The following is a 12739-nucleotide window of genomic DNA, read 5'->3' as shown; positions in this document are numbered from 1 at the left end:
GTCGGAATCAGGAAACTGGAGAACCGTTCAGGCGAAGCGCTTGGCTCCGGCGACGCAGAGCACCACCACGCCCGTCGCGGCGATCATCGTCCAGGCGACGGGCTCGTTCAGCAGCAGGCCGGCGAGCATCAGGCCGAAGAAGGGCTGCAGCAGTTGCAACTGCCCGACGCCGGCGATGCCGCCGAGCGCCAGTCCGCGATACCAGAACACGAAGCCGACCAGCATGCTGAACACCGAGACGTAAGCGAGCCCGAGCCAGGCCGGCGTGCCGATGCCCTGCCACGAGGCGGGCAGGAACATGAGGGCGAGCGCCGCCATCGCCGGCAGCGAGAGCAGCAGCGCCCAGGAGATCACCTGCCAGCCGCCGAGCCGCCGCGACAACGCGGCGCCCTCGGCATAGCCGAGCCCGCACAGCAGGATGGCCGCGATCATCAGCAGGTCGCCGGTCAGCGAGCCGCCATCGCTATGAGCGAAGGCGAAGCCGGCCACGGTCACCGCGCCGAGCACGGAAAACAGCCAGAAGGCGGGCTTGGGTCGCTCGCCGCCGCGCAGCACGCCGAACAGCGCCGTCGCCAGCGGCAGCAGGCCGACAAACACGATCGAGCGTGCCGCCGGGATATGCTGCAACGCCAGAGCCGTCAGCAGCGGGAAGCCGAGCACGACGCCGACGGCCACAATCGCGAGCGGGCCGAGATCGGCGCGCGCCGGCCGCTTCTGGCGCAGCAGGACAAGGCAGGCGCCGCCAATGAGCGCCGCGATGACCGCCCGCGCCGAAGTCAGGAACAGCGGCGAGAAGCCTGCGACCGCAACGCGCGTCGCCGGCAGCGAGCCGGAGAAGATCAGCACGCCGAGCAGCCCGCTGCCCCAGCCTGCGCCGATACGATCCCTCAACATCCTGCGCCTTTTCACTTGATTGTCGCGGCCCGGTCTACGCGCGGGCTGAACCGGGTGACAGCGACAGTTCGATACATTCATGGCAAACTGTATGGCTATGGATGCCATCACGATCGACGATGCCGGTGCGCCGGACCACGGGCAGACCCGCACGGAAGCGGTCATGGCCGCCATCCGCGGCAGGCTGGCTGCGCGGCAGCTCACGCCCGGGGACCGGCTGCCCTCCATCCGTCGTTTCGCGGCGGCGATGCAGGTTTCGCCCTCGACCGTCGTCGAGGCCTATGACCGGCTCGCGGCCGAGGGGTTGATCCGGGCCCGGCGCGGCTCCGGCTTCTATGTGACGGGAGGCGGCCTGCCGCCGCTCGCTCTGACTAGCGCCGCCTCGCCGCGAGAGCGTGCGGTCGACCCGTTCTGGGTCTCGCGGCAGTCGCTCGATGCCGATCCGGCGGTGCTCAAGCCGGGCTGCGGCTGGCTGCCGCCCGACTGGATGCCCGACGAGGCGCTGCGCCGCGGCTTCCGCGCTCTGGCACGGTCGCAAGGAGCCATTCTCTCCGATTACGGCAGCACGCGCGGCTCGCCAGCCCTGCGGCGGCTCCTGCTCGGCCGCTTCGCCGAGGAGGGGTTGGCGGCCGGCCCCGAGCAGCTCCTGCTGACCGGCTCGGGAACGCAGGCGCTCGATCTCGTCTGCCGCTTCCTGCTGCGACCGGGCGACACCGTCCTTGTCGACGATCCCTGCTACTTCAATTTCCAGGCGCTGCTGCGCGCGCATCAGCTGCGCGTCCTCGGCGTGCCCTACACGCCGTCCGGGCCTGATATCGCAGCCTTCGAGGCGCTGGCGGCGACTGAGCGGCCGCGGCTCTACATCACCAATTCAGGGCTGCACAACCCGACCGGGGCGAGCCTCTCGGCGCAGACGGCCTATCGCATCCTGCGCGCAGCCACCGCTTGCGACCTGACCATCGTCGAGGACGAGATCTTCGCCGATTTCGAGCCGGAACCCTCGCCGCGGCTGGCGACGCTGGACGGGCTCGACCGCGTCATCCGCATAGGCAGCTTCTCGAAGACACTCTCGGCCTCCGTCCGCTGCGGCTACATCGCGGCGCGGGCGGACTGGATAGACGGGCTCGTCGATCTCCAGGTCGCGACCTGCTTCGGCGGGCCGGGGCCTGTGGCGGCCGATCTCGTCGCCGGCGTCCTCACCGGCGGCAGCTATCGCAAGCATATGGAGGAGCTGCGCCGCCGCCTGGCACAGGCCAGACGCGAGGTAGCCGCCCGGCTAGAGCCGCTGGGCATCCGGCCCTGGCTGGCTCCGCGCGGCGGCTTCTATCTCTGGTGCAGACTGCCGGAGGGGATCGATTCCGCCGAGTTGGCACGCCTTGCCTTGGCCCGTGACGTGGTTCTCGCGCCCGGCAATGTCTTCAGCGTTTCGCAGAGCGCCGGCGGCTTCATGCGCTTCAACGTCGCCCAATCGCGCGATCAGCGCGTGGTCGAGGTGCTGCGGCAGGCGATGGCCGAGCTGCGCGAGGGCGTGCGCGCCTGAAAGGCGGGGAGCCGGAGGCGCGGGATTGTGTCGCACCTGTCCTCGCCCCGCCCCCTGATATAGACCCCGCAACGACCGGCTAGTCTGGACAAGATCGAAAGTTCGTTTGATGCATCTGAGGATCGGCACGCGCCGCAGCCCGCTGGCGATGGCCCAGACCCGTTACATCATGGGCCTGATCCAGGCGAAGCGTCCCGAAGCTGAATTCACCCTCTGCCCGATCGTCACCATCGCCGAGCGGAACGGCGCTTCCGAGTTCCACGAATTCGGCATGGTCGGCGTCTTCGCATTCGAGCATGAGCGGCAGCTCGTCTCGGGCGAGGTCGATTTCGTCGTCCATTCGCTGAAGGACCTTCCGACCGTCCTGCACGAGGGTCTCGTTCTGGCCGCCGTGCCGGAACGGGAGGACCCGCGGGACGCGCTCTGCGGTGCAACACTGGCCTCGCTGCAGAGCGGGGCGCGGATCGGCACCGGCTCGCTGCGCCGCCGCGCGCAAATCCTGAACCTGCGGCCGGATGTCCATGTCGTGCCCATCCGTGGGAATGTCGGCCCGCGTCTGGCCCGGATCGAAGGCGAGGATTCGCTCGACGCCGTCATCCTCGCACAGGCCGGGCTCCGGCGGCTGGGGCTGGAGAAGGTTTCTGCCGAGGCGCTCGATCCGGTGCTGTTTCCCTATGCGGTGGGGCAGGGCGCGCTGGGGCTCGAGGCGCGTGCCGCCGACACCGACGTGATCGAGATACTGAAGTCGATCGAATGCCCCCAGGCTCGCGCCGAGGTCGATGCCGAGCGCGCCATGCTGCATGCGCTGGGCGCCGGTTGCAGCCTCCCTGTGGGCGCGAGCGCGAGCTGGCGGGAAGACCGCCTCGTCCTGCAGGCGCAGGTCACCTCGGTCGAAGGCACGGAACGTGTCGTCGCCGGTGGCAGCGCCGCCCCGGAGCGTGCGACGGAACTCGGCCTTTCGGTCGCGGAGACGCTGAAGGAGCGCGGTGGCGCGGTGATCCTGGAAAAGAGCTATAGTAGCTACTATCCGACGTTCAGGACGTTGGCGGCCCGCCCCGGCCAGTAAGTTAGAAGGCCCGGCCTCCTCGCGGAGTGCCGGGCCTCGTTATGGCCACCGCCGCATGCGGGCGATGGCCGCCTTGGTGTTTCCTCGAACTGCTTAGAGCTGTGCGGCGACATCCCGATGGCGGGACGCGAAGGTCGTCGCGTCCTTCCTGAATAACATCCAGGCGGGCTGCGGCCCGTCATGGCCGGGTTCCCGCATCGACATCGTGAAGGGCCCCTTGTTGCCAGCAGGCTTGTCGGGGTCGAGCCGCGCCGCGCGGCACATGGCCCGGGCGATCCGCATGATTCTCTCTTCGTCCATTCTTCTATCTCCGCTGCGAAGATTCAGCGGCAGGTGAACGTCGCAGCGGCGGGGCGGGTTCCAGGTCATCGTAAAAAAATAAGATTAGCCAGCGATATGAATATGTTGCGCGAGTAACCCCAGCTTGATCTATCCGCGTTGGCCGTCCGCGTCCTCCCTGTCCAGAACGGCGGCGCCCGCCCTGCGCGAGCGCGCCCAGGAGGACGCCAGAGCGATGCCGATCGGGATTCCGATCAGCACGATCAACACCACGAAGCTCCAATCGCTCGACATGACGGTCAGCTCCGCCCGGGAGGCTCGGGCGAGGGGCGTGTCCCGCCCGGTACGGACGCATCGCCCTGCGCTGGCTCCTCGACACGCTCGAATGGCGGAGCGGGGCCGGTGGGGTGAGCCGATGCCGGCGACGGGCCGGGCCGGTGCTCTGAGGCGGCGGACTGGCCGGGCCGTTGCGGCGTGCGGATCGGCGTCGGGGCAATGCGGGCGGGCATATCGTCCTCCTGCGCTCAGATCTTGGGCGGCAACGAGCCGCGTTCGAAAACGGGCACGGATTCGATCGGGCCTGTCGACGAGCCGCCGGTTGGAATGTCCTCGGCCGCCTGCCGGACGGCCTCTTCGGATTCGGTCAGCCCATCCGGCGTATCGTTGGCGTCGCTGCCCTCGTCGTGGACATTGGTGCGGTCGCTGGTGCGGCGGGAGTCGGCGGGGTCGTTGCCGATGCCCGCCTCGAGCGAGTTCGGCTGCCTGCGCTCATCATCGAGCTGGGCCGGGTTCTCGCGCTTCTTCTCCGGCGGGGCCATGGCGGTTTCTCCTTTGCGAGGGTTCATGCGAACCAAGCCCGCAAAGGCGGCATTGTTCCCGCTCAGGCAGCCAGCAAGCCCAGCGCCCGCTCGATGCGCGAGCAGCCCGGCCGCGAGCGGGCCCGGGCGTAGCTGCGTTGCAGCCGGCCGCTGGCATAGGCGTCGATGACGATGGCATGGACATAGCTCTTGCGCACCACGGCAGGCGTGTTGACCAGCCGCTGCGCGATCGCGCGCATGATGTCGGCGAGCTGGCGCTTGCGCCCGCTCTCACTCGCCATCTCCTCTCCCGCGAGCAGCAGCTCCGCCGCCGCGGCGTTTGCTGCGAGCATCCTGAGATCCTTGCTGCTGACCGGCAGGCCGCAGGCGCGCTTGAGATAGGCGTTGATCTCGGTCGCGTGGATAGGAGAGACGGTGCCGTCCTCGCGGCGATACTGCAGCAGCCGCTTGCCCGGCAGCGTCACGATCCGGCCGAGCGCACGCGCCAGCGGCGGGTCGTCCAGCGCGCAGGCGATGTCCTTGCCGCTCTTGCCGCGGAAATGCAGCGCGACGCGGGACCCTGTCAGCGTGACGTGTCGCTTCAGCAGGGTCGAGGCGCCGTGGCTGCCGTTCTCCTTGGCGTAGGCCTCGTTGCCGACGCGGATATGGCAGCGGTCGATGATGGCGGCGGCGCAGGCCAGCGCCTTGTCCTGCGAGAGGGTTCGCACCTTCAGATCGGCCGCGATGCGCGCCCTGAGCTTCGGCAGCGCCGCGATCAGCGCGGCGAGGCGCTTGAGCTTGCGCCGCTCGCGCACCTTCTCCCAGTCCGGATGGTAGCGATGCTGGATGCGGCCGGCCTCGTCGTAGCCGATGGCCTGCAGATGCGCGCGTGCATCGGTGGCGATGCGAACATTCTGATAGGCGGGCGGGATCGCGAGCGAGCGGATTCGCGCCAGCGTCTCTTCATCGGTGACACGCTCTCCATCCGTGTCGCGATAGCCGAAGGAGCGGCCATGGCGGATGCGCCGGATGGACAGCTCGTCGGAGGAAACACGCCGCAATCGCGTTGCGGCGGAACGTCGGCTGGCTTTGGCTGCGGCCGGCATGGCGGGGCCCTCGGGATCTCCGCTGCGGAGAATGCGCCATGGCCCGGATGGTTCCGCCAAGTCGAGCATATTCACCACCATTCGGCAAGGACTCGGCTCAGGGGCGGCGTATGCGCGAAAATTTGTGGCAATCGCGCTGGTCGCGGGCCAAGACTGTCAAAAAATTTGAACAGGGGCTCGAGGGAGAGAATGACGAGGCGCGTACTGATTGCCGAGTTCATGCATGAGACGAACACCTTCAGTGTTCAGCTCACGGACGAGGCCACTTTCCGGGCGCATGGCGCCTATCTCGGCAATGAAATCCCGGAGGCATTCCGCGGCACCCGCACATCGATGGGCGCCGCCTTCGAGGTCGCTGACAAGTTCGGCTGGAGCCTGGCCCACCCCCTGGTGACCGGCGCCAATCCTTCGGGCCGGGTAACCGACGCCGCCTTCGACGTCTTCGCGGGACATATCGTCGATGCCGCCGACGGCGTCGATGGCGTGCTGCTGCACCTGCATGGTGCGATGGCGACGGAAAGCTCCGACGACGGTGAGGGCGAGCTGCTGGCGCGGCTGCGCAAGCGCATCGGCCCGGACGTGCCCGTCGTCGCCGTGCTCGACCTGCACGCCACGGTCACGCAGCTCATGGCAGATAATGCCAACGCGCTGATCTCCTACCGCACCTATCCGCACATCGATCAATATGAGCGGACCTGGCAGGCGGCCGAACTGCTGGAACGCGCGATGAAGGGCGAGATCAGGCCGAAGGTCGCGCTCGCCCGGCGCCCGATCCTCTACGCCCTCGATGGCGGGCGCACGACCTCGCCGCCCTTCCTGGAGCTGCTGCGCCGGGGCGATGCGCTGGAAGCCTCGGGCGACGCGCTCGTCGTCAGCGTCCAGGCCGGCTTCTCCTCGGCCGATGTCCACGATATCGGCCCCTCGATCGCGGTCACGGCCGACGACCGCGGCAAGGCGCAGGCCATTGCCGAAGAGCTGATGGACTATGCCTGGGAGCAGCGCCGCTTCTCCTCGATCCATTTCACGCCGCTGGCGGAGGCCATGGGCCGCGCCAAGGCTGGCGAAGCCGATCTGGGCAAGCCCGGCTACAAGCCGGTGGTGATCTCGGACTACTCCGACAATCCCGGCTCCGGCGCCTATGGCGATGCCACCAACCTGCTGCGCGCCATCCTCGATGCGAAGCTGAAGAATGTCGGCTTCCACGCGATCTGCGACCCCGAGGCTGCCCTCGCGGCGCAGGCGATCGGTGTCGGCAAGCGTGGCCGGATCAGGCTCGGCGGCAAGGTCGATCCGACAATGGGCGGCGCGCCGCTCGATCTCGACGCCCATGTCGTGGCGATCACCGATGGCTATTTCCTCTGCCACGGCCCGATGGCCGGCGGCGTCTGGCGCAATTACGGACTCTCGGCCCTGCTGCGCGTCGACGATGTCGAGATCATCGTCATCACCCATAACGGACAGGCGACCGATCTTGCCCAGTTCACCTCGCTCGGCGTCGACCCGACGCGGAAATCGACCGTGATCGTCAAGTCGATGCAGCATTTCCGCGCCGCCTTCCAGCCGATTGCGCGCGAGGTTCTCGAGGTCGACACCGGCGCGCTCTCGACCCGCAATTTCAAGGAACGGCCGTACAAGAACGTGCGCCGGCCGATCTTCCCGCTCGACGACATTTGACCGCTGGCCCGCCACAGCCGCGAAGACAGGAACACAGGAGGAAGCCATGACGATTCAGGCCGATATCGTATTGCGCAACGGGCCGATCTGGTGCGGGCGCGAGGATGGCGTCGTCGAGGCGCTGGCGATCTGGCAGGACAAGGTCCTGGCGGCGGGCCGCGACGCCGAGATCGCCCCGCTCGTCGGGCCGAAGACCCGCGTCATCGACCTGAAGGGCCGGCTGGCGACGCCGGGCCTGAACGACTCCCATCTGCATCTGGTCTCGCTCGGCATGACCATGGGCTGGGTCGACTCGCGCCCCGAGGCCGCGCCGACGCTGGAGGCTCTGCTCGGCGCCATCGCCGCCCGCGCCGCCACGGCCAAGCCCGGCGAGTGGATTCTCTCGCGCGGCTATGACCAAACCAAGCTGGACACCGGCCGCCATCCCTATCGCGAGGAGCTCGACCGCGTGGCGCCGAACAACCCGGTCATGGTGGTGCGCACCTGCGGCCATATCGCCATCTGCAATTCCGAGGCGCTCCGGCTCGGCGGCATCGACGAGAAGTCGGTGGCTCCGCAGGGCGGGCTGATCGAGCAGCAGAACGGGCGGCTCACCGGCATGCTCGCCGAGAACGCCCGCGCTCCGGTCCAGGCCGCGATCCCGGCCGCGACCGAGGAGGACATCATCTCCGGCATCGAGCGCGGCGGCCAGTATCTGCTCTCGCTCGGCATCACGAGCTGCATGGACGCCGCTGTCGGCCAGAAGGGCGGCTTCCGCGAGATCGCGGCCTATCACCGCGCCAAGCGCGACGGGCGCCTGCCGGTCCGGACCTGGCTGACCCTGCTCGGCGATGACGGCCGCTCGATCGTGCCGCAATGTTACGAGGCCGGGCTGATCTCCGGCACCGGCGACGACATGCTGATGATCGGCGGCGTCAAGCTCTTCCTCGACGGTTCGGCCGGCGGCCGCACCGCCTGGATGACAGAGCCCTATCTGGGCGAGGACAAGACCACCGGCGTCTGGATGTGGGAGGATGCCGAGCTGGAGCGCATGGTGCTCGATGCTCATGTGAAGGGCTATCAGCTCGTCTGCCACGCCATCGGCGATGCTGCCATCGAGCAGCTGATCACGGCCTACGAGAAGGCGCTCGCGGCCCATCCGGACCCGGACCGTCGCCACCGCATCGAGCATTGCGGTTTCTCGACCCCGGCGCAGCACGAGCGCATGGTCAAGGCCGGCATCTATCCCTGCCCTCAGCAGGTCTTCATCCATGATTTCGGCGATGCCTACATCAAGGTGCTGGGGCCGGAGCGGGCGCTGTCGAGCTATCCCTTCCGCACCTGGTTCGATCTCGGCCTCAAGCCGGCGACGGGCAGCGACGCGCCGGTCTGCGACCCCAACCCCTTCCCGAACTTCCACAACATGCTGACCCGCAAGACCTGGAAGGGCACTGTGATGGACGAGGGTCAGCGCGTCTCGATCGAGGAGGCGCTGCAGGCCTATACGGAATTCGGCGCCTTCTCGCAGAAGCAGGAGAACGTGAAGGGCCGTCTCGTGCCCGGCTTCCTCGCCGACGTCGCAGTGTTCTCGCGCGACCTGCTCAGCGCCGATCCGGCCGACATCCTGAAGGATACGCGCTGCGACCTCACCATCCTCGGTGGCGAAATCGTCTACGAGCGGGGCGCTTGAGCCGGAGCATTTTCGAGCGAAGAAGATCGCTTCGCGTGAAGAAAATGCGAAAAAATGCCCTGGGTAGCTTCGTGGCGTTCTGAATCGCCGATCTACCCGGGAGATTTGACCGCGCGGGGGAAGACAAGCGCGGCAAAGCCGTTATGGTTCCAGTTGGAAGCAAAAAACTCCGGATCAGCCGGAGTGAGTAAGACGGGAGGACTAATCGTGTTGTTGAAGAAATTTGCGTTCGCCACTGCGCTGACGCTGGCGGCTTTTACGGTGCAGGCGCAGGCCCAGGAGCCGCGCCGCGGCGGAACGATCCGCTTCACGGCGCCCTACGGCGCCTCCTTCGTCAGCAATGACAGCCATGTCTCGAACCAGATTCAGGACGAGATCTATGGCTATGCGCTGCACGGCATGCTGTTCCGCTGGGATTCGAAGGCCGGCAAGCCGGAGCCTGAGCTGGTCAAGAGCGTGACCACCTCGGCGGACGGGCTGACGCACACGCTGAAGTTGCGCGACGACGCTTTCTTCCACAATGGCCGCAAGATGACGGCCGACGACGTGATCTGGTCGTTCACGCGTCTGGTCGACGGCTCGAAGAACTATCCCGGTGCACGCCACGTCTCGCGCATCAAGGGCGGCGCCGAGGTCCGCAAGGGCGAGGCCAAGGAGATTTCCGGCCTCAAGAAGATCGATGATTTCACCATCGAGATGACGATGACCGACGGGGTCGATCCCGGCTTCCTGTTCTACAGCGCCCCCACGGCGATCATGCCGGCCAAGGAGGCGCAGGAGCCGGACTTCTTCAACAAGCCCATCGGCCTCGGGCCGTTCAAGTTCGTCGAGCACGTTCCCGGCTCGCGCATGGTCTTCGAGCGCTGGGATAAGTACTACAAGGCGGGCAAGCCCTATGCCGACAGGCTCGTGATCTCGCCGATGGGCGAGGCCGCTGCGCGCGATGTCGCCTTCCGCAACAAGGAGATCGACGTCTCCATCCTGGGTTCGACCCAGTATGTCGCCTACAAGGCCGACCCGAACCTCTCCAAGGGCATCCTCGAGGTCGCGGAGGTCTTCACCCGCAACATGGGCATGAACCCGGAGTTCAAGCCCTTCTCCGACAAGCGGGTGCGCCAGGCGATCAACCATGCGATCGACAGCGAGCTGATCATCAAGCGCCTCGTCCGCGACAAGGCCTATCGCGCGGTGAGCTGGCTGCCGAGCTCGGTGCCGGGCTTCGACAAGGACGCCAAGTCCTATGCCTTCGATCCGGAGAAGGCCAAGAAACTCCTGACCGAAGCCGGCTATCCGGACGGTTTCGAGTTCGAGTGGACGGCGACGCCGAACGAGAGCTGGGGCATCCCGATCGTCGAGGCGACCATTCCGATGCTCGCCAAGGTCGGCATCAAGGTGAAGGTCAAGCCGGTCGAGACCTCGGCGCTCGGCGGCGTCATCGCGAAGGGCGACTTCCAGGCCTATATCTGGTCGAACACCTCCGGTCCCGACCCGCTGACGGCGCTGAAGTGCTTCCACTCGACGACGCCACGCTCCTCCTGCAACTACACCACCTTCAAGAGCCCGGCCTATGACAAGGTGCTCGACGAGGCGGCCGCCGAGAAGGACGCCGGCAAGAAGCTCGCGCTGCTGACGAAGGCCAACGCCATGCTGCAGGACGAGGCTCCGGTCTGGTTCTTCAACTACAACAAGGCGGTCCTGGCCTATCAGCCCTGGCTGCACGGCCTCCAGGCGAACGCGACGGAGCTCGCGCTCCAGCGCTACGAGGATCTCTGGGTCGACGCCTCTTCGCCCGCGGCGAAGTAAGCGCGCCTCCGCGGAGGTTCCCGCCAGCTCAAGGACCTCCGTCATCCCGGATCGGTGCGGCCATGCCGTCCGTCCGGGGTGACGGAGAATTTCGAGCCTTGACCTGAGTCCGCCTGCGGCGGCGATCAGGAGTTCACCATGCTGCCCTATGTCGTCCGCCGCCTGCTGCAGGCCATCCCGATTCTGCTTGCGGTAGCCGGACTCGTCTTCGTGATGTTCAGCGTCATTCCGGGCGATTTCGCCTCGACCCAGATGGCCGATGGCCGTTCGGTCGTCGATGCGGAGCAGGTCGCGCGCATGAACAAGCAATTCGGCCTCGACCAGCCTGTGCATGTGCGCTTCGCGAATTATGCCGTGAAGCTTGCGGCGCTCGATCTCGGCACCTCGTTCCGCACCCGCCAGCCGGTGATCAATTCCCTGCTCGAGCGGATCTGGCCCAGCCTTCAGCTCGCCATTGCCGCCATGGCGTTCGCCATCGTCTTCGGCGTTCCGCTCGGCTTCCTCGCGGCCCTGAAGCCGGGTGGCTGGCTCGACATGCAGTCGATGTTCGTCGCCGTGTCGGGCCTCTCCCTGCCGCAGTTCTGGCTCGGGCTGATGCTGATGTATGCCTTTGCGCTGGTTCTCGGCTGGTTCCCGAGCTTCGGCTACGGCGACGGCAATCCGCGCTACATCGTGCTGCCGGCGGTCGCGCTCGGCGTGGCACCGCTCGCCCTGCTGGCCCGCACGACGCGTGCCGCCGTGCTTGAGGTCATGAACGCCGACTTCATACGCACCGCCCGCGCGAAGGGCGCCGGCGAGATCCGGGTGATGCGCTGGCATGTGGCGCGCAACGCGATGGTCATCGTGCTGACAACGCTGGGCCTGCAGTTCGGCTCGATCATGGGCGGCGCGGTCGTGATCGAGAAGCTCTTCGCCTGGCCGGGCATCGGCTCGCTGCTGGTCGACAGCGTGTCCCTGCGCGACATCCCCGTCGTGCAGGCCTGCATCCTGCTGCTGGTGCTCTTCTTTCTCGTCGTGAACATCATCGTGGACGTGCTCTGCGCTCTGATCGATCCGCGCATCAAATATACCTAGAGGCAGGGCATTCGATGAAATTCCGGGCGAATCTCTGGATCGGCGGCGCGCTGTTTGCCGCCGTCGTGGTCGGCGGGACGCTGGCACCCTGGCTGGCGCATACGGACCCCGTCATGGACGCCAACCTGATGAACGCCGAGGTCCCGCCCGGCGCCGAGTTCTGGTTCGGCACGGATGCGCAGGGCCGCGACATCTACAGCCGCGTCCTCTACGGCGCGCGCATCTCGTTGACCGTCGGCATCGTCTCGCAGCTCATCAACACGGTGATCGGCGTGGCGCTGGGCATGTCGGCAGGATATTTCGGCGGCTGGTGGGACGATTTCGTCAGCGGCCTGACCAATCTCATGCTGTCGATTCCCTCGCTGGTCTTCGCGCTCGCCATCATGGCGATCCTCCAGCCGGGCCTGACCAGCCTGCTGATCGCGCTCGGCCTGACCAACTGGTCCTATACCTGCCGGCTGTCGCGGGCTGCGACGCTGTCGACCAAGCAGCAGGGCTATGTCGAGGCGGCACGCTCCTTCGGCGCGAGCAACGCTCGCATTATGCTGCTGCAAATCCTGCCGAACATCGCCGGCCCCATCATCGTCATCGGCACGCTCGGCATGGGCGGCGCCGTGCTCGCGGAGGCGGCGCTCTCCTTCCTGGGGCTTGGCATCCGTCCGCCCTTCCCGAGCTGGGGTAGCATGCTCTCCGATGCGCGCGACCAGATCACCACCGCGCCCTGGATCTCGATCTTTCCGGGCCTCGCCATCTTCATGACGGTGCTCGGCCTTAACCTGCTGGGTGACGGCCTGCGCGACATCCTCGATCCGCATTCCCAGCTCCGCAAAGCCTGAC

The 12739-nt window shown here is 67.2% G+C and carries 12 protein-coding genes; 7 read left to right on the top strand and 5 right to left on the bottom strand.

The features are described 5' to 3' along the window. Nucleotides 1-27: 27 nt before the first annotated feature. Entirely contained in the window at nt 28-894 is an 867-nt protein-coding gene (locus BoBH3_RS06670) for a DMT family transporter (protein ID WP_262329987.1), read from the bottom strand. Between the two features lie 91 nt (nt 895-985). Here BoBH3_RS06670 and BoBH3_RS06665 point away from each other — a divergent pair, with 91 nt between their 5' ends. After that, nucleotides 986-2434 (top strand): aminotransferase-like domain-containing protein, encoded by a 1449-nt coding sequence (locus BoBH3_RS06665; RefSeq protein ID WP_262329986.1) that lies wholly within the window; start codon nt 986-988, stop codon nt 2432-2434. A 109-nt stretch (nt 2435-2543) separates the two neighbouring features. Continuing rightward, nucleotides 2544-3500, top strand: a complete 957-nt coding sequence (gene hemC, locus BoBH3_RS06660; RefSeq protein WP_262329985.1) for a hydroxymethylbilane synthase — start codon at nt 2544-2546, stop codon at nt 3498-3500. Between the two features lie 93 nt (nt 3501-3593). Here hemC and BoBH3_RS06655 read toward each other — a convergent pair whose 3' ends face one another. From BoBH3_RS06655 to BoBH3_RS06640, 4 genes are all read right to left on the bottom strand, one after another. After that, complete coding sequence (locus BoBH3_RS06655) at nt 3594-3800, bottom strand: hypothetical protein (RefSeq protein ID WP_262329984.1); 207 nt, start codon at nt 3798-3800, stop codon at nt 3594-3596. 129 nt (nt 3801-3929) lie between these two features. Further along, nucleotides 3930-4073, bottom strand: a complete 144-nt coding sequence (locus tag BoBH3_RS06650; RefSeq protein WP_262329983.1) for a hypothetical protein — start codon at nt 4071-4073, stop codon at nt 3930-3932. 230 nt (nt 4074-4303) lie between these two features. Next, nucleotides 4304-4597, bottom strand: coding sequence for a hypothetical protein (locus BoBH3_RS06645; protein WP_262329982.1), 294 nt, complete (start codon nt 4595-4597; stop codon nt 4304-4306). Between the two features lie 62 nt (nt 4598-4659). Continuing rightward, complete coding sequence (locus tag BoBH3_RS06640; protein ID WP_262329981.1) at nt 4660-5637, bottom strand: DNA topoisomerase IB; 978 nt, start codon at nt 5635-5637, stop codon at nt 4660-4662. Nucleotides 5638-5871: 234 nt separating this feature from the next. On the opposite strand from BoBH3_RS06640, the gene BoBH3_RS06635 reads away from it, so the two are divergent. The 5 genes from BoBH3_RS06635 (at nt 5872) to BoBH3_RS06615 (ending at nt 12738) form a co-directional block, all read left to right on the top strand. Continuing rightward, nucleotides 5872-7356, top strand: a complete 1485-nt coding sequence (locus tag BoBH3_RS06635) for a M81 family metallopeptidase (protein WP_262329980.1) — start codon at nt 5872-5874, stop codon at nt 7354-7356. Nucleotides 7357-7402: 46 nt separating this feature from the next. Next, on the top strand, nt 7403-9025 hold the full coding sequence (locus BoBH3_RS06630; RefSeq protein WP_262329979.1) for an amidohydrolase: 1623 nt from the start codon (nt 7403-7405) through the stop codon (nt 9023-9025). 213 nt (nt 9026-9238) lie between these two features. Then, entirely contained in the window at nt 9239-10828 is a 1590-nt protein-coding gene (locus tag BoBH3_RS06625; RefSeq protein ID WP_262330448.1) for an ABC transporter substrate-binding protein, read from the top strand. 138 nt (nt 10829-10966) lie between these two features. Beyond that, nucleotides 10967-11902, top strand: coding sequence for an ABC transporter permease (locus BoBH3_RS06620; protein ID WP_262329978.1), 936 nt, complete (start codon nt 10967-10969; stop codon nt 11900-11902). 14 nt (nt 11903-11916) lie between these two features. Next, nucleotides 11917-12738 carry an ABC transporter permease gene (locus tag BoBH3_RS06615; protein WP_262329977.1) on the top strand — a complete coding sequence of 274 codons (822 nt, stop codon included), beginning with the start codon at nt 11917-11919 and terminating at the stop codon, nt 12736-12738. Nucleotide 12739 lies beyond the last annotated feature (1 nt).

Origin of the sequence: Allobosea sp. BH3, from assembly GCF_025499465.1 — a bacterium.
Lineage (GTDB): Bacteria > Pseudomonadota > Alphaproteobacteria > Rhizobiales > Beijerinckiaceae > Allobosea.
The sequence above is the reverse complement of the archived record's forward strand: the minus strand, read 5'-3'. Positions and strand labels throughout refer to the sequence as shown.

Bases quoted from the DNA above. Each gene is read 5' to 3' on its own strand.
- BoBH3_RS06670 (WP_262329987.1), bottom strand. From the start codon at position 894: ATGTTGAGGGATCGTATCGGCGCAGGCTGGGGCAGCGGGCTGCTCGGC.
- BoBH3_RS06665 (WP_262329986.1), top strand. From the start codon at position 986: ATGGCTATGGATGCCATCACGATCGACGATGCCGGTGCGCCGGACCAC.
- hemC (WP_262329985.1), top strand. From the start codon at position 2,544: ATGCATCTGAGGATCGGCACGCGCCGCAGCCCGCTGGCGATGGCCCAG.
- BoBH3_RS06655 (WP_262329984.1), bottom strand. From the start codon at position 3,800: ATGGACGAAGAGAGAATCATGCGGATCGCCCGGGCCATGTGCCGCGCG.
- BoBH3_RS06650 (WP_262329983.1), bottom strand. From the start codon at position 4,073: ATGTCGAGCGATTGGAGCTTCGTGGTGTTGATCGTGCTGATCGGAATC.
- BoBH3_RS06645 (WP_262329982.1), bottom strand. From the start codon at position 4,597: ATGGCCCCGCCGGAGAAGAAGCGCGAGAACCCGGCCCAGCTCGATGAT.
- BoBH3_RS06635 (WP_262329980.1), top strand. From the start codon at position 5,872: ATGACGAGGCGCGTACTGATTGCCGAGTTCATGCATGAGACGAACACC.
- BoBH3_RS06630 (WP_262329979.1), top strand. From the start codon at position 7,403: ATGACGATTCAGGCCGATATCGTATTGCGCAACGGGCCGATCTGGTGC.
- BoBH3_RS06620 (WP_262329978.1), top strand. From the start codon at position 10,967: ATGCTGCCCTATGTCGTCCGCCGCCTGCTGCAGGCCATCCCGATTCTG.
- BoBH3_RS06615 (WP_262329977.1), top strand. From the start codon at position 11,917: ATGAAATTCCGGGCGAATCTCTGGATCGGCGGCGCGCTGTTTGCCGCC.